The sequence below is a fragment of the Hydrogenophaga sp. ANAO-22 genome (assembly GCF_042466645.1).
GTDB lineage: Bacteria > Pseudomonadota > Gammaproteobacteria > Burkholderiales > Burkholderiaceae_C > Hydrogenophaga.
Genome location: NZ_CP159956.1, coordinates 1,115,579 through 1,131,890 on the forward strand (window position 1 = coordinate 1,115,579; position 16,312 = coordinate 1,131,890).

The 16,312-nt window shown below is 69.4% G+C and carries 12 protein-coding genes; 8 read left to right on the forward strand and 4 right to left on the reverse strand.

The annotated features are described in order from the left end of the window. Positions 1 to 2 precede the first annotated feature (2 nt). From ABSY19_RS05200 to ABSY19_RS05220, 5 genes are all read left to right on the forward strand, one after another. Complete coding sequence (locus ABSY19_RS05200) at positions 3 to 701, forward strand: urea amidolyase associated protein UAAP1 (RefSeq protein WP_382163690.1); 699 nt, start codon at positions 3 to 5, stop codon at positions 699 to 701. An 8-nt stretch (positions 702 to 709) separates the two neighbouring features. Continuing rightward, complete coding sequence (locus tag ABSY19_RS05205; protein WP_382159792.1) at positions 710 to 1,372, forward strand: urea amidolyase associated protein UAAP2; 663 nt, start codon at positions 710 to 712, stop codon at positions 1,370 to 1,372. 84 nt (positions 1,373 to 1,456) lie between these two features. Then, positions 1,457 to 4,984 carry a 5-oxoprolinase/urea amidolyase family protein gene (locus ABSY19_RS05210; protein WP_382159795.1) on the forward strand — a complete coding sequence of 1,176 codons (3,528 nt, stop codon included), beginning with the start codon at positions 1,457 to 1,459 and terminating at the stop codon, positions 4,982 to 4,984. A 168-nt stretch (positions 4,985 to 5,152) separates the two neighbouring features. Continuing rightward, entirely contained in the window at positions 5,153 to 6,994 is a 1,842-nt protein-coding gene (atzF, locus tag ABSY19_RS05215) for an allophanate hydrolase (protein ID WP_382159797.1), read from the forward strand. Positions 6,995 to 7,024: 30 nt separating this feature from the next. After that, a complete protein-coding gene (locus ABSY19_RS05220) occupies positions 7,025 to 8,014 on the forward strand; it encodes a hypothetical protein (protein WP_382159800.1) in 990 nt (329 codons plus the stop codon). A 67-nt stretch (positions 8,015 to 8,081) separates the two neighbouring features. Here the strand turns inward: ABSY19_RS05220 and ABSY19_RS05225 are convergent, their stop codons facing one another. From ABSY19_RS05225 to orn, 3 genes are all read right to left on the reverse strand, one after another. Beyond that, entirely contained in the window at positions 8,082 to 10,031 is a 1,950-nt protein-coding gene (locus ABSY19_RS05225) for a DEAD/DEAH box helicase (protein WP_382159802.1), read from the reverse strand. Positions 10,032 to 10,331: 300 nt separating this feature from the next. Continuing rightward, positions 10,332 to 11,924 carry an inorganic phosphate transporter gene (locus ABSY19_RS05230; protein WP_382159804.1) on the reverse strand — a complete coding sequence of 531 codons (1,593 nt, stop codon included), beginning with the start codon at positions 11,922 to 11,924 and terminating at the stop codon, positions 10,332 to 10,334. Positions 11,925 to 12,016: 92 nt separating this feature from the next. Beyond that, positions 12,017 to 12,610 carry an oligoribonuclease gene (gene orn / locus ABSY19_RS05235; RefSeq protein WP_382159807.1) on the reverse strand — a complete coding sequence of 198 codons (594 nt, stop codon included), beginning with the start codon at positions 12,608 to 12,610 and terminating at the stop codon, positions 12,017 to 12,019. A gap of 83 nt (positions 12,611 to 12,693) precedes the next feature. On the opposite strand from orn, the gene ABSY19_RS05240 reads away from it, so the two are divergent. Genes ABSY19_RS05240 through rsgA form a run of 3 tightly spaced genes read left to right on the forward strand, consistent with a single transcriptional unit; the run spans position 12,694 to position 15,229 of the window. Next, entirely contained in the window at positions 12,694 to 13,956 is a 1,263-nt protein-coding gene (locus ABSY19_RS05240; protein ID WP_382159810.1) for a M48 family metallopeptidase, read from the forward strand. 14 nt (positions 13,957 to 13,970) lie between these two features. Then, positions 13,971 to 14,291 (forward strand): 4a-hydroxytetrahydrobiopterin dehydratase, encoded by a 321-nt coding sequence (locus tag ABSY19_RS05245; protein WP_382159813.1) that lies wholly within the window; start codon positions 13,971 to 13,973, stop codon positions 14,289 to 14,291. Further along, complete coding sequence (gene rsgA / locus ABSY19_RS05250; RefSeq protein ID WP_382163692.1) at positions 14,255 to 15,229, forward strand: ribosome small subunit-dependent GTPase A; 975 nt, start codon at positions 14,255 to 14,257, stop codon at positions 15,227 to 15,229. The genes ABSY19_RS05245 and rsgA overlap by 37 nt, the downstream gene beginning before the upstream one ends. Positions 15,230 to 15,337: 108 nt before the next feature. On the opposite strand, the gene ABSY19_RS05255 is transcribed toward rsgA, so the two are convergent. After that, complete coding sequence (locus ABSY19_RS05255) at positions 15,338 to 16,276, reverse strand: CobD/CbiB family protein (protein ID WP_382159815.1); 939 nt, start codon at positions 16,274 to 16,276, stop codon at positions 15,338 to 15,340. Positions 16,277 to 16,312: the final 36 nt, after the last annotated feature.

The window sequence follows — 16,312 nt, forward strand, 5'->3', positions numbered from 1 at the left end:
TGATGTGGAGCGAGATCGTGCCCGGTGGCAGCCACTGGGGCTGGCGCATGCCGCGCGGCAGCGCGATCCGCTTCGTGGCGCTGGAAGCCGGCGCGAACGTGAGCCTGGTGCTCTACAGCGCGCTGGAAAAACTGGAGCGCTACAACATGCCCGACTCGCTCAAGGCGCAGCACACCGCGCACTACTCGCGCGGCCATGTGCTGATGAGCGACATGGGCCGCAGCATGGCCAGCTTCACGGCCGACAGCCTGGGCTGGCACGACCCGCTGGGCGCGCTGCTGGACAGCGAGCTGATGCGGCAGAAGTACGGCGAGCAGCGCTACGAATCGCACCGCAACGCCATGCACCGCTCGGGCAAGGACGGGCTGCTGATCGAGATCGGCAAGCACGGCCTTTCCAAGCGCGACCTGATCGCGCCGGTGAACCTGTTCAGCAAGGTGGGCGTGGACGCGCAGGGCCGCTTCGCCTTCGCGCCGGACCACGCGAAGGCCGGCGACTTCGTGGAGCTGCGTTTCGACATGGACGTGATCGCCGCCATCAGCACCGCGCCGCACGGGCTGGACCCGGCGCCCACCTACGCGCCGAAGAAGGTCGGCCTGGTGGCCTGGCGCTGCGGCGCCGCGCCGGCCGACGACGTGTGCCGCGCCTTGCGCCCCGAGAACGCGCGCGCCCTGCACAACACCGACCTGCTGTACCTGTGAGGGAGACGATGACCATGAACACCGCCACCGCGATTCGACTTCAAGAAAGCGCGCTGAACCCCGCGCACGCCGTGCTGAACCAGCGCCACCCGGCGGGCGAGCCCATCCTGTTCGAGGTGAAGCGCGGGCAGACGCTGCGCATCGTGGACCTGGAAGGCAACCAGGCCGCCGACGTGCTGTTCTACAACCGGCACGACCCGGCCGAGCACTACAGCGCCACCGACACCATGCAGCGCCAGGGCGGCATCTACCTCACCACCGGCTCGGTGATCCGCAGCAACGACGGCAACCCCATGCTCACCATCGTGGCCGACACCTGCGGCCGGCACGACACGCTGGGCGGCGCCTGCGCGGCCGAGAGCAACACGGTGCGCTACGCACTGCAGAAGAAGTACATGCACAGCTGCCGCGACAACTACCTGATCGCCCTGCAGCACGCCGACGTGGGCCTGGGCAAGCGCGACCTGGTGCCCAACATCAACTTCTTCATGAACGTGCCGGTGACGGCCGAGGGCGCGCTGAGTTTCGAGGACGGTGTGTCCGGCCCCGGCAAGTACGTGGAGATGCGCGCCGAGATGGACGTGTGGGTACTGATCAGCAACTGCCCGCAGCTCAACAACCCCTGCAACGCCTACAACCCGACGCCGATCCAGCTGCTGGTCTGGGACTGAGACCGCCTTCTGAACCCCATCGCCCCGGGACGGCCCGGGGCGCCAAGACAGCTTTGCAGGACGGCCTGCATCCGGAGACCCCTCATGTTCAGCAAGGTCCTGATTGCCAACCGCGGCGCGATTGCCTGCCGCATCATCCGCACGCTGAAAACCCTGGGCGTGCGCAGCGTGGCCGTGTATTCCGAGGCCGACGCCCAGGCCCGCCACGTGCGCGAGGCCGACGAGGCCTGGCTGCTGGGCCCGGCCCCGGCGGCCGAGAGTTATTTGCGCGCGGACCGCATCCTGCAGATCGCGAAAGACTGCGGCGCGCAGGCCATCCACCCGGGCTACGGCTTCCTGTCGGAGAACCCGGCGTTCGCCGAGGCCTGCGAGGCGGCGGGCATCGCCTTCATCGGCCCGGCGCCGCAGCAGATGCGCGCCTTCGGCCTGAAGCACACGGCGCGCGATCTGGCGCAGGCGCGCGGCGTGCCGCTGCTGCCGGGCTCGGGCTTGCTGCTCGACCTGGCGCAGGCCATGGCCGAGGCCGCGCGCATCGGTTACCCGGTGATGCTCAAGAGCACGGCCGGCGGCGGCGGCATCGGCATGCGGCTGGTGGGGAGCGATGCCGAGCTGCGCGACGCGTTCGAGTCCGTGGGGCGGCTGGCGCAGGCGAACTTCAAGGACGCGGGCCTGTTCCTGGAAAAGTACGTGGAGCAGGCGCGCCACATCGAGGTGCAGGTGTTCGGCGACGGCGCGGGCGGCGTGATCGCCCTGGGCGAGCGCGACTGTTCGGTGCAGCGGCGCAACCAGAAAGTGATCGAGGAAACCCCGGCGCCGGGCTTGAGCGACGCGCAGCGCACCGAGCTGCACGCCACCGCCGTGCGGCTGGCGCAGGCGGTGAACTACCGGTCTGCGGGCACCGTTGAATTTGTGTACGACGCGGCCAGCGGCGCCTTCTATTTCCTGGAGGTGAACACGCGCCTGCAGGTGGAGCACGGCGTGACCGAGCAGGTCTGCGGCGTGGACCTGGTGGCCTGGATGCTGCAGCTCGCGGCGGGCGACCTGCCGCCGCTGGCCACGCTGCAGCCGGTGCCGCGCGGCGCGTCCATCCAGGTGCGGTTGTACGCCGAAGATCCGGCGAAGAATTTCCAGCCGAGCGCAGGCCTGTTGACCGACGTGGTGTTCCCGCCGCGCGCGCGGGTGGACAGCTGGGTCGAGCGCGGCACCGAGGTGCCCGCCTGGTACGACCCCATGCTGGCCAAGCTGATCGTGACCGCTGACACGCGCGAGCAGGCCCTGCAGCAGCTGGAAGACGCACTGGACGCCACGCGCCTGGCCGGCATTGAAACCAACCTGGGCTACCTGCGCCAGGTGGTGCGCGACCCGGTGTTCCGCGAAGGCCGGCAGGTGACGCGCTTTCTCTCCACCTTCGACTTCAAGCCGCGCACCATCGACGTGCTGGAGCCCGGCGTGCAGACCTCGGTGCAGGACTGGCCGGGCCGCCAGGGTTACTGGGCCGTGGGCGTGCCGCCGAGCGGGCCGATGGACGCGCACGCGCACCGCATGGCCAACCAGCTGGTGGGCAACGCCAGCGATGCGGCGGCGCTGGAGATCACGCTGGCCGGGCCCACGCTGCGCTTCAACGTGGCGACCGTGGTGGCGGTGACGGGCGCGCCCGCCAAGCTGACGCTCAACGGCCAGCCCGTGGCCATGTGGCAGTCCCTGGCCGTGCCGGCGGGCGCCACGCTGGCCGTGGGCCGCTGCGAGACCGGCGTGCGGCTCGCGCTGGCCGTGGCCGGCGGGCTGGACGTGCCGCTGTACCTGGGCAGCCGCAGCACCTTCACGCTGGGCCAGTTCGGCGGCCACGCGGGGCGGCACCTGCGCACGGGCGATGTGCTGCACCTGGCGGATGCACCGGCCTCGGTCGAGGCACAAACCATGAGCGACTACGTCTACGAGCCCGAGTACACGAACCACTGGGACATCGACGTGCTCTACGGCCCGCACGGCGCACCCGACTTCTTCACGCCCGATGACATCACGATGTTCTTCGGCACCGACTGGAAGGTGCACCACAACAGCAGCCGCACCGGCGTGCGCCTGATCGGCCCCAAGCCCCAGTGGGCGCGCAGCGACGGCGGCGAGGCCGGGCTGCACCCGTCGAACATCCACGACAACGCCTACGCCATCGGCGCGATCGACTTCACCGGCGACATGCCGGTGATCCTCGGGCCCGACGGCCCGAGCCTGGGCGGCTTCGTCTGCCCGGCCGTGGTGCTGCACGACGAGCTGTGGAAACTGGGCCAGCTGCGGCCGGGTGACACGGTGCGTTTTCACCGGCGCGCGGGCTCGCCGGCCAGCCCCATCCTGGACGACCGCGCGGCCGAGGGCGAGCGCCCGCGCCGCATGGTGCGGCAGGCGGGCGACCGCTATGTGCTGATCGAGTTCGGCCCGCTCAAGCTGGATCTGGAACTGCGCATGCGCGTGCAGGCCCTGCTGGAAGGCCTGAAGCGCAAGCACCTGGACGGCGTGATCGACCTCACCCCGGGCATCCGTTCGCTGCAGGTCCACTTCGACCCTGCTCGCCTGCCGCGCGAAGAACTGCTGCGCGTGATCGCCGAGGTGGACGACGCGCTGCCGCCGGTGGACGAGATGGTGGTGCCCTCGCGCACCGTCGTGCTGCCGCTCTCGTGGGACGACCCGCAGACGAAGCTCGCGATCGAGAAGTACATGCAATCGGTGCGGCCGGACGCGCCCTGGTGCCCGAGCAACATCGAGTTCATCCGCCGCATCAACGGGCTGGACTCGATCGAGGACGTGTTCCAGGTCGTGTTCGACGCGCGCTACCTCGTGCTGGGCCTGGGCGACGTGTACCTGGGCGCGCCGGTGGCCACGCCGCTGGACCCGCGCCACCGGCTGGTGACCACCAAGTACAACCCCGCGCGCACCTGGACGCCGGAGAACGCCGTGGGCATCGGCGGCGCCTACCTCTGCGTGTACGGCATGGAAGGCCCCGGCGGCTACCAGTTCGTGGGCCGCACGCTGCAGATGTGGAACCGCTGGCGGCACGGCACGCCGGGCACGCCGTTCGAGCAGCCCTGGCTGCTGCGCTTCTTCGACCAGATCCGCTTCGAGCCGGTGAGCGAGGACGCGCTGAAGGACATCCGCGCGCGCTTCCCGCACGGCGGTTACGCGCTGCGCACGGAAGACGGCACGTTCAGCCTGAAGGACTACCGGCGGTTCCTCGCCGAGAACGACGCCGCCGTGGGCGCGTTCAAGGCAAGGCAGCAGGCCGCGTTCGAGGCCGAGCGCGAGCGCTGGGCCGCCGCCGGCCAGGTGGACTGCGCGAGCGAGGCCGATGTGGCGGCTGCCGGCGTGGAGGTCGAGATCGACCTGCCCGAGGGCGGCCGCGCGCTGGCCACCAGCGTGCCCGGCAACGTGTGGAAGGTGGCCGTGAGCGTGGGCCAGCAGGTGCGCGCCGGCGATGTGCTGCTGGTCATCGAGTCCATGAAGATGGAGTTCAACCTGCTCGCGCCCGCGGACGCAACCGTCCACAGCCTCATGTGCGCCCAGGGCGGCGCGGTGGCCGCGGGGCAGAACGTGCTGGTGCTCATTGACGAAGCCGCGGCCTGAGATGAAACACCCCCTGCGCCGCTGCGCGGCTTCCCCCCTCCGTGGCGCGCCTTCGGCGCTTCGAGGGGGACGGCACCTGGGGCCGGCAAAGCCGGGCCCCCGGTGCCTCTGGTCGGCGTTGTTTCATGCGTTGCGTATAGACCTTTTCACGAATTCCAAGGAGATTTCATGTCCCTGAGCTCACTGTCCTTCGATCTCGCCAGCCTGCAGGCCGCCTATCGCGAAGGCACCGCGACCGCGCGCGAGGTGATCGCCGAAGCCTTGCGCCGCAGCGTGGCCGACACGCACCACGCCTACATCCACGTGCTGAGCGAGGCCGAGGTCGAGCCCTACCGCGCGCGCCTGGACGGCGTGGACCCGGCCAGCCTGCCGCTGTACGGCGTGCCCTTCGCGATCAAGGACAACATCGACCTCGCGCACGTGCCCACCACCGCCGCCTGCCCCGAATTCGCCTACACGCCGCAGGACAGCGCCTTCGTGGTGCGCCAGCTGATCGCGGCCGGCGCGGTGCCGGTGGGCAAGACCAACCTGGACCAGTTCGCCACCGGCCTGAACGGCACGCGCTCGCCGTACGGCGCGTGCCAGAACCCGCACCACCCCGCCTTCATCTCGGGTGGCTCCAGCTCGGGCTCGGGCGTGGCCGTGGCCAAGGGGCATGTGACGTTCGCGCTGGGCACCGACACCGCCGGTTCGGGCCGCGTGCCGGCGTCGTTCAACGGGCTGATCGGCCTCAAGCCCACGCTGGGCCTGCTCTCGGCCTGGGGTGTGCTGCCGGCCTGCCGCTCGGTGGAGACGCCCTCCATCCTCGCGCTCACGGCCGGCGACGCGCAGGCCGTGCTGGGCGTGGCGGCGGCGTTCGACGAGGCCGATGCCTACAGCCGGCCCGCGCAGCCACTGGGGGTGGACTTCTCGGCCGGACCGTTCCGCTTCGGCGTGCCGCGCCACGAGGACCTGGACTTCTTCGGCAACGAGGCGGCGGCCGCGCTGTTCGCCGACGCGGTCAAGCGCCTCGAATCGCTCGGCGGCACGGCCGTCACCATCGACCTCACGCCCTTCCTGGCCGTGGCCAAGCTGCTCTACGAAGGCCCCTGGGTGGCCGAGCGCTACGTCGCCATCCAGGGCTTCATCGACGCGCAGCCCGAGGCGGTGTTCCCGCCGGTGCGCAGCATCATCGAAGGGGGTCGCGGCAAGACCGCCGCCGAGGCCTTCGCGGGCGCCTACAAGCTCAAGGCGCTGCGCCGCGTGTGCGACCGCGTGTGGAACGAGGTGGACTGCCTGCTCACGCCCACGGCCGGCACGGTCTACCGCATCGCCGAGATGCAGGCCGACCCGATCCGCCTCAACGCCAACCTGGGCCGCTACACCAACTTCGTGAACCTGCTGGACCAATGCGCCGTGGCCGTGCCGGCCGGCGTGCTGGCCAGCGGTGACGCGAAAGGCCTGCCCTGGGGCGTGACGCTGGGCGCGCCCGCGCACAAGGACCTGGCGCTGCTGCGCCTGGCCGATCGTTTTCACCGCGCGCTCGGTGGTTCGTTGGGCGCGACGGGCACCGACGTGTCGGCCACGCCGGCCTGCGTGGGCCTGCCGGGCGGCGAGGTGGGCGCGGCCGGCTCGGGCACGGTGCGCGTGGCGGTGTGCGGTGCGCACCTCTCGGGCCTGCCGTTGAACCACCAGCTCACATCGCGTGGCGCGCGGCTGGTGGACAGCCCCGTCTCCGCGCCCGAGTACCGCTTCTACGCCTTGGCCGGTGGACCGGTGCAGCGGCCCGGCATGGTGCGGGTGGCCGAGGGCGGCGCGGCGATCGCGATGGAGGTGTGGGAGGTGCCGGCGGCCCTCTTCGGCAGCTTCGTGGCCGGCATCCCCGCACCGCTGGGCATCGGCAAGGTGAAGCTGGCCGATGGCAGCGAGGTGCCGGGCTTCATCTGCGAGGGCCAGGGCATCCAGGGCGCGACCGACATCACCGCCTTCGGCGGCTGGCGCGCCTGGCTCGCGGCGGGCGCGCCGCGCTGAACCGGCACGGCACGGTGGGCACTAGGGTGCATGAACGCTTTTCACCCTTTGCACATCTCACACCACTCACTTGACCCGATCGCCCTTCAGCCGCAGGACACCGTGCCCTCGCTGCAGGACCTGGAAGATCAGGCGGCCCGTGCCATCCGGGCCAGGAACGACTTCATCCACTCGCGCCTGCCCAGCTCGCTCTCGCACTGTGGTTACTGGCTTCTCGCCGGTGTGTTCGCCACAGGGAGCGCCACGATGCTCGGGGCCACGGCGGTGTGGGCCGCCACGCTCGGGAAAGACATCTACCAGGCGACCACCAGCGGGCACGCCTCTCCGATGGGTCTGGCGTTCTCGCTGACGATCGGCACCGCGTCGCTGGGCGTTCCCCTGATCCCGGCGCGGGCGTTGGCGCAACTGGCGGTCTTGACGGTGAGGCAGATCACCGAGGACAACGAGGCCATCGTGCAGCAACTGGAGCGCGACATCGAGGACGCCTGCCAGCGCGTGGCGGAGGCGGCCAAGACCTTGTCGCCGGTCGAGTTCGAGCGCCTTTTGCACAGAGGGGTCGTCCCCCTGCCCTCGCTCATCGCGGCATGCACCGAGGACGTCGAGAAGGCGTCGATGCTCGCGCAGGGCCTGCTCGAAGCCGGGCAAGCGGCCCCGCTCCTCGCCCTGGCCAGCCTCGGCCTCCACCATTGCAGCGAGGTGGGCGACGTGCTGCTGGGCGCGCTCGCGGCGCCTCAGGCGTTCGTCGCGCTGCTGGCGTCGTCGCCCGATGCGGCGGACGTGCTCGCCGTGTTGTGCATGGCGCGCAACGCGATGTCCGACAGCGCGCCCGAAGCGCTGGAAGCCTACCTGCAGGACCACCCGGATGTCGCGCGCGACGCCCTGGCGCGGCTGGAGACACGGGTCGCGAATTTCGGTCTGCACGACCTGCACGATCAGATCCGCCAACGCCGGCTCGCCGGCGTGGTGATGGCGATCGCCCGCCACGCGCCATCGCTGGACGCACAACCTGTGCCGGCCTGACGCCGTCGCCCGTGCAAAAAAAAAGCCAGGCCCGAAGGCCTGGCTTTTTCATGCGTGACCAGATCGATCAGCGCGGTGCGCGGCGCGCCATCGGGCGGGCCGGGCCGCCTTCGTTGCGGCGTGGGGCGAAGTCGCCGCGCATGGCGCCGCGCTCGGCGTTGCCACGGTCGCTGAAGCCACCGCGCGATTCACCGCCCTTGTCACTGCGGCCGAAGCTGGAGAAGCCACCGGGCTTGCCACCAGCGCGCGAAGGGGCGGCACCCCGGTCACCGAAGCCCCGGCTGGCCGGGCGCGTGTCGTTGCGGTAGCCGCCTTGATCGCCACGGTTCTCGAAGCGGTTTTCACCCCGGTGGTCGAAGCGGTTCTCGTGGCGCGGCTGCGGTTCGGCACGGCCTTCGAAGCGCGGGTCGAAACGCGTTTCCGGGCGGCTGTGGTCAACGCGGGGCGCGTCGAAGCGGCCTTCCGGACGGCCTTCGAAACGCGGGCCGCGCGGTGCGGGGCCACGGGCGTTGAAGTTGCTGCGGTCGGCATAGTTGCGATCACCACCACCGAAGCGATCACCACGGCCGGCGCCCGGACGGCCACGGCCACCGAACTCGGGTTGCGGCGCGCGCTGGCGCGGCTCCAGGCCGGGCACGGTCTCGACGTTGATGCGCTGGCGCGTGTAGGCCTCGATGTCGCCGATCTTGCGGCGGTCGCGGAACTCGGCGAAGGTGACGGCCAGGCCGTCGCGGCCGGCACGGCCGGTGCGGCCGATGCGGTGCGTGTAGTCCTCGGCCTTCATCGGCAGGCCGAAGTTGAAGACGTGGGTGATGGTGGGCACGTCGATGCCGCGCGCGGCGACGTCGGTGGCCACCAGGATCTGCACCTGGCCGTTGCGCAGAGCCATCAGGCGGCGGTTGCGCATGCCCTGGTTCAGCGCGCCGTGCAGCGCGACAGCGGCGAAGCCGGCTTGCTGCAAGTCGTTGGCGAGGCCGTCGCATTCGATCTGCGTGCTGCAGAACACCACCGCCTGGTTGATGGTGGTGTCGCGCAGCCAGTGGTCGAGCAGCTTGCGCTTGTGGTCGGCGTGGTCGGCCCAGAACAGCACCTGCTTGATGTTGGCGTGCTGCTCTTGCGGGGTGTCGATCTGCACCTTCTGCACGTGCTTGCCGTTTTCGTGCATCACGCGCATGGCGAGCTGCTGGATGCGCGGCGCGAAGGTCGCGCTGAACATCATGGTCTGGCGGCGCTGGCTGGTGAGTTCGTTGACTTCGGCGAGGTCGTCGGAGAAGCCCAGGTCGAGCATGCGGTCGGCTTCGTCGACGACGAGGAACTGCACCTGGTCGAGCTTGAGCTGCTGCGAGCGCTGCAGATCCAGCAGACGGCCGGGCGTGGCGACCACGAGGTCGGCGTTCTGCAGGCGGGCGATCTGCAACTGGTAGGGCATGCCGCCCACCACGTTGGCGATGCGCAGGCCACGGCAGTGGCGCACGAGGTCGATGGCGTCGTTGGCCACCTGCTGCGCGAGTTCGCGCGTGGGGCACAGGATCAGGGCGCCGGGGGTGGCGGCCTTGAAGTTGCGCGGGCTGGTGGGGTCCTTGCGCTTGGGCGCCTTGGGCGGCGCTTCGCCACGGGCCAGGGCTTCGGCCACGGCGCGTTCGCGGTCGGCGCGCTCCTGGGCATCGGCGGCGGCACGTTGCTGCAGCAGGGTGTGCAGCACGGGCAGCAGGAAGGCGGCGGTCTTGCCGCTGCCGGTCTGGCTGGAGACCATCATGTCGGCAAAACGCTGTTCGCCTTCGGCCATCATGGCCTTGGGGATCACGTTGTTCTGCACCGTGGTGGGCTGCACGTAGCCGAGGTCGGCACAGGCTTGCACCAGCTCGGGCGCCAGGCCCAGCAGCTCGAAGCCGTTGGGGCCGGCGGGCTCGGTGGCCTCTGCGGCCTCGACGGCCACAGGGGTGGAGATGTCTGCCTCGGTGTCGGCAGAGAGGATTTCGGGCGAGAAATCGCCGCGGGCTTCAAAAGAGTCGCTCATGTTCGTCCATGCGCCAGAGGGCGCAATTGATCGAATGCAAACGCTAAAGGGACGGCCTACCTTGAAAAGGTGGCAGCTCCGGGGCGTCGGATCCGTTCGTGGTTACAAAACATCAACCATCAAACGATCGACGCGCCATGGGTCACAGAGAGAAGCGTGACACCGGGAGCGAAGGCCCCATCCTGCGGTTGCGGGGGGCCTGGTGTGTGAGGCAGATGCACAAATCATCGCAGTTGCCTGCGAAGCCGCTGATTATGGCATGGATTCGGGAAAACCCCAAGTCTTTACATTCGCGCTCACTCAGTTGAGCACCGCGCGCACCACGTAGAACAGCAGCGCCGCCAGCACGGCGGTGGCCGGCACGGTGACGATCCAGGCCGCCACGATGCGCATGACCACGGAGCGCTTGACGATTTCCTTCTTGTAGGCCTTCTTGAACGCCTTCTGTTCCTTCTTGGCGAACACCGCATCTTCCGGTTGCGCCAGCTCCCGCTGCTTGGCAAGCCGCTTCATGTCCGCCAGCATGCGCTTCTTCTCGCTCACCTCGGCGGCCTCGAAGCGGCTCAGGTAGGCCTCGACCACGTCGCGGTCGGCACCCTGGTGGCCTGAGCGCACCACACGTTCCATCTTCGCGTAGTTCACCTTGAGCAGTTCGCGCAGGAAGCCGACGCCGAACACCGCGCCGATGGAGATGTGCGTCGTCGACACCGGCATGCCCAGCTGCGAGGCGACGATCACCGTGAGCGTGGCGGACATCGCGATGGCGTACGCGCGCATGTTGTCCAGCTCGGTGATTTCCTTGCCCACGGTGCGGATGAGCCGCGCGCCGTACAGCGCCAGCCCCACCGCCAGGCCGAGCGCGCCCAGCACCATGATCCACAGCGGCGTGCCGGCCTTGGTGGCGATGGCGCCGTCTTTCACGGCTTCGTAGATCGCGGCCAGCGGGCCGATGGCGTTGGCCACATCGTTGGCGCCGTGGGCGAAGCTCAGCAGCGCGGCCGAACAGACCAGCGGCCACGTGAACAGGCGGTTGACACCGTTCTTGCTGTTCTCCTGCCGCCGGGCGTGCCTGGCGATGGGCTTGCGGATCAGTGCCCACACGACCACGGCCAGCACCACCCCCGCGCCCATGGCCGTCGGGACCCCGACCTGCACCATCTGGCCCAGGCCCTTGAGCAGCATGTAGGTGGTGTAGGCCCAGACCATGGCGGCGATCAGGATGGGCACCACGCGGCTGGCGGCGTCGATCATGTCGCTGCGGTAGGTCACGCTGCGCTTGATGATGTACAGGAAGGCGGCGGCCATCGCACCGCCGGCCAGGGGCGAGATCACCCAGCTGATCACGATCTGGACGATGGTTTCCCAATTGACCAGGCCCCAGCCGCCGGCGGCGATGCCGGCGCCCATGACCGCGCCGATGATGGAGTGCGTGGTGGACACGGGGGCCCCCACGGCCGTGGCGAGGTTGAGCCAGAGCGCGCCGGCCAGCAGTGCGGAGAACATCACCCACGCGAACAGCGCCGGGTCCGAGATGGCATTGGGATCGATGATGCCGCCCTTGATGGTGCCGACCACGTCGCCACCGGCCACGATGGCGCCCAGGGCCTCGAAGACGGCGGCCACGACGATGGCCCAGCCCATGGTCATGGCACCCGAGCCCACCGCCGGGCCCATGTTGTTGGCCACGTCGTTGGCGCCGATGTTCATGGCCATGTAGGCCCCCACCGCCGCCGCCACGATCAGCAGCCACATCGCCGAAGTCGCCAGGCCTGCGGTGGATGCACCGGTGAGCGAGGCGTACAGCCCGACCAGGAGGAGGAACAGCACCGCGGCGCCCAGCTGGAGCACCTCCTGGTGCTTCGAAACGAAGCGGTAACGGGATTTTTTTGTCATGCGAATCTCATGTGAACGTCACAATTTTGACATGTGGCCGCACACCCCAAGGCCGGCGCGCGGGGCGCCGGTGCAAGCCGCGGGGCGCGCGTTCAGCGCAGGAAGTGGGTGCGGTAGTGCTCGAGTTCGTCGATGGACTCGTGCACGTCGGCCAGCGCGGTGTGCTTCTGGTGCTTCTTGAACGATTCGTACACCTCGGGCCGCCAGCGGCGGGCCAGTTCCTTGAGCGTGCTCACGTCCAGGCAGCGGTAGTGGAAGTAGGCCTCCAGCTTGGGCATGTACTTCACCATGAAGCGGCGGTCCTGGCTGATGGTGTTGCCGCACATCGGCGAGCCGTTCTTGGGCACGTACTGGGCGATGAAGGCCAGCAGGGTGGCCTCGGCCTCTTCCTCGCTCACCGTGCTGGCCTTGACCTTGTCGATCAGGCCGCTGCGGCCGTGCGTGCCCTTGTTCCAGGCGTCCATGGCGTTGAGCACGGCGTCGCTCTGGTGCACCACGATCACCGGCCCTTCGATGCGCGGCGTGAGCTGCGGACCGGTGATGACCACCGCGATTTCCAGCAGGCGCTCTTTCTCGGGGTCGAGCCCGCTCATCTCGCAGTCGATCCAGACCAGGTTCTGGTCGCTCTTGGCGAGGGTGGGGGTGTCGGCGGCGGTGCCCGCCGGGGCGGTGGAGGCAGAAGTCATGGCCGGCATTCTCGCCGATCCGCCGCCCGGGGCCGCCGGCCCCACGGCGCGCGCAAAGGGCCGTCTTCGATAGACTCGGCCCCATGGACACCGCTTCCTTCGCTTTCACCGCCGTTTTCTGCGCCCTGCTGCTGCTGGGCCTGCTGGTGCGCACCGTGCTCGCCAGCCGGCAGATCCGCCATGTGGCGCGGCACCGCCACGCCGTGCCCGCGGCCTTCAGCGACACGATCTCGGTGGCCGCGCACCAGAAGGCGGCCGACTACACCATCACCAAGGCACGCTTCGGCCTGCTGGAGACCGCCATCGAGGCCGCGCTGCTGCTGGGCTGGACGCTGCTGGGCGGCCTGGACTGGCTCAACCAGCGGCTGCTGGACGCGCTGGGCGGCGGCATGCTGCAACAGCTGGCGCTGCTCGCGGCCTTCGTGCTGATCGGCGGTCTCATCACCCTGCCCCTGGGCTGGTACGCCACCTTCCGCATCGAGGAACGCTTCGGCTTCAACAAGATGACGATGTCGCTCTGGCTGGGCGACCTGGTCAAGGGCACGCTGGTGGGCGCGCTGATCGGCCTGCCGATCGCCGCGCTGGTGCTCTGGCTCATGGGCGCGGCCGGCCCGACCTGGTGGCTCTGGGCCTGGGGCGTCTGGATGGCCTTCAACCTGCTCGCGCTGGTGCTCTACCCCACCCTCATCGCGCCGCTGTTCAACAAGTTCGAACCGCTGTCGGACGAAACGCTCAAGGCGCGCGTGAACGCGCTCATGCAGCGCTGCGGCTTCGCCGCCAAAGGCCTGTTCGTGATGGACGGCAGCAAGCGCAGCGCCCACGCCAACGCCTACTTCACCGGCTTCGGCGCGGCCAAGCGCGTGGTGTTCTTCGACACCTTGCTCAAGCAGTTGAACCCCGACGAGATCGACGCCGTGCTCGCGCACGAACTCGGCCACTACAAGCGCCGCCACATCCTCAAGCGCATCGTGCTGATGTTCGCGCTGAGCCTGGCGGGCTTCGCGCTGCTGGGCTGGGTATCGAGCCAGGCCTGGTTCTTCAGCGGTCTGGGCGTGACGCCGTCGATGGACACGCCCAACGACGCGCTGGCCCTGCTGCTGTTCATGATGGTGGTGCCGCTGTTCACCTTCTTCCTCTCGCCGCTGATGGCGCAGCTCTCGCGCCAGCACGAGTTCGAGGCCGATGCGTATGCCGTGGCCCACACCAGCGGCCCCGACCTGGCCAGCGCGCTGCTCAAGCTCTACAAGGACAATGCGAGCACGCTCACGCCCGACCCTCTGTACGCGCGCTTCTACTATTCCCACCCGCCGGCGAGCGAACGCCTCTCCCGCCTGCAAACCGCCTGACGCGAACCCGACCCATGAACCCGATCCACCAGAACCGCCGCGCCCTCTCCGCCACCGAAATCGTGACCCAGCTCACCCAGCTCAACGGCGATGCCGCTCAGGGCTGGAAGCTGATCGACGGCGCGCTGGAGAAAACCTACAGCTTCGCCAATTTCCACGAGACCATGGCCTTCGTGAACGCCCTGGCCTGGATCGCGCACCGCGAAGACCACCACCCTGACCTGGCCGTCAGCTACGGCCGCTGCACGGTGCGCTTCAACACGCACGACGTGAACGGCATCTCGGTCAGCGACATCCACTGCGCCGCCGCGGTGGACGCCCTGCAGAGGGCCTGATGGCCGATCTGCAACCTGGTCTGGTGGTGGCCGCCCACGGGCGCCACTGCCTCGTGGAAAGCCTCGACGGCGAACGCCGCATCTGCCACCCGCGCGGCAAGAAAAACGCCGTGGTCGTGGGCGACCAGGTGCAATGGCAGGTCACCGGCGACGAAGGCAGCATCGAGCGCGTGGACGAGCGGCGCAACCTGTTCTACCGGCAGGACGAGATGCGCACCAAGTCGTTTGCCGCCAACCTCGACCAGGTGCTGGTGCTGGTGGCGGCCGATCCGGAGTTTTCCGAGAGCCAGCTGACCCGGGCCCTGATCGCGGCACAGGCCGAAGGCATCGACGTGCTGATCGTGCTCAACAAGAGCGACCTGCAGCCCGCCTTCGACCGCGCCTGGGCCCGCCTGGAGCCCTACCGGCGCATGGGCTGCGCGGTATTGCCGCTGCGCCTGAAATCGGCCGAGGGCTCGGAAGCCGGCCTCGATGCCCTGCAGCAGCGGCTGGCGAACAAGCGCACCCTGGTGCTGGGCCCCTCGGGCGTGGGCAAGAGCACGCTGGTGAACCGGCTGGTGCCCGAGGCGCGCGCGCTGACAGGCGAGATTTCGCGGGCGCTCAACTCGGGCAAACACACCACGACCAGCACCACCTGGTACTGGGTGGACGCGGAACGCCGCACCGCGCTGATCGATTCACCGGGATTCCAGGAATTCGGCCTGAACCACATCGAGCCCATGCAGCTGGCCCACCTCATGCCCGACCTGAACGCCACGCTGGGCCATTGCCGCTTCTACAACTGCACGCACCTGCACGAGCCGGGTTGCGGGGTGTTGGAACACGTGCAGACCGGGGAGCCGGACCAGCCGGCCGACGATCCGCTGGCGATCAGCGAGAACCGCTACCGCCTCTACGGCGAGCTGTTCGCCGAACTGTCCGACAAGCGCCGGTATTGATAGGCTCCCCCCGCGCCGCGCCTTCGGCGCGTCACCCCCCAGGGGGCAACACCTGTGGCCTGGCGAAGCCAGTTCCACGGTGTTCTGGATGGATTGACCGCTCTCCGGCTACAGGCCAGCGAGCGTGAGCAGCGCGAGCAGCAGCATCCAGAGCACCACCGCGCGCCACACCAGCCCCACCACGCTGCTCAGGTGGGCCAGTTGCGGATCCGGCCGGGCGGCGGGGTCGCCCACCACCTCGTCGTCTTCGATCGTGAGCGGATCGAGTTGCGGGGTCAGCCGCACGTTGATGGCGCCCGAGGTGGCGGCCAGCACCACACCGTCGCTGCCCGGGGCAAAGCGCTCGGCATCACCGCGCCAGCTGGCCACGGCCTCCTCGAAGTTGCCCACCACGGCGAAGCCCAGCGCCGTCAAGCGCGCCGGCACGTGGTCGACCCAGCGCCAGGCGGTCGCGGCGGCGTGCTGCAGCGCCGGGCTGGGCGTGCCGTCCGGGCGGGCGCGCCAGTTGCGCGAGAGGTACTCGGCCAGGCGGTAGAACACCGCGCCCGAGGGGCCCAGGCCGATGGCCCAGAACACCACGAAACACACCAGCACGCCGAACACGTGGCGGTGGGCGGCCAGCACCGAGTGCTCGATCACCTGGCGCAACAGCTCGGTGCGCGGCAGGCTGGAGGCGTCCACACGCAGCCAGCGGGCCAGCTTCTCGCGCGCGCTGGCGTCGTCGCCCACATCGAGCGCCTGCCGGATTTCGCTGAAGTGGTGGCTGAACTGGCGAAAGCCCAGCGTGACGTAAAGAATGCCGATGGTCCACACGAAAGCCAGCACGGAGCTGAATTGCCCCAGGCCCCAGTACACCAGCCCTGCGATGGCCGCCGGCACGCCCACCGCCAGAGCCCAGGCGACCCAGCCATGGGAGGACTGGCCGGCATCGAGGTTGCGGCGCACGGTGCGCGCCCAGCTCCGCAGACCGGCGTGAACGGGGTTGTCAAAGGCGAGCGGGCGCGCCTGTTCCAGCAGCAGGGCAATGAGGATGGCGAAAAAACTCATGGCGCCATCATAGTGGCGTGAGGGGCGCGCGCCACA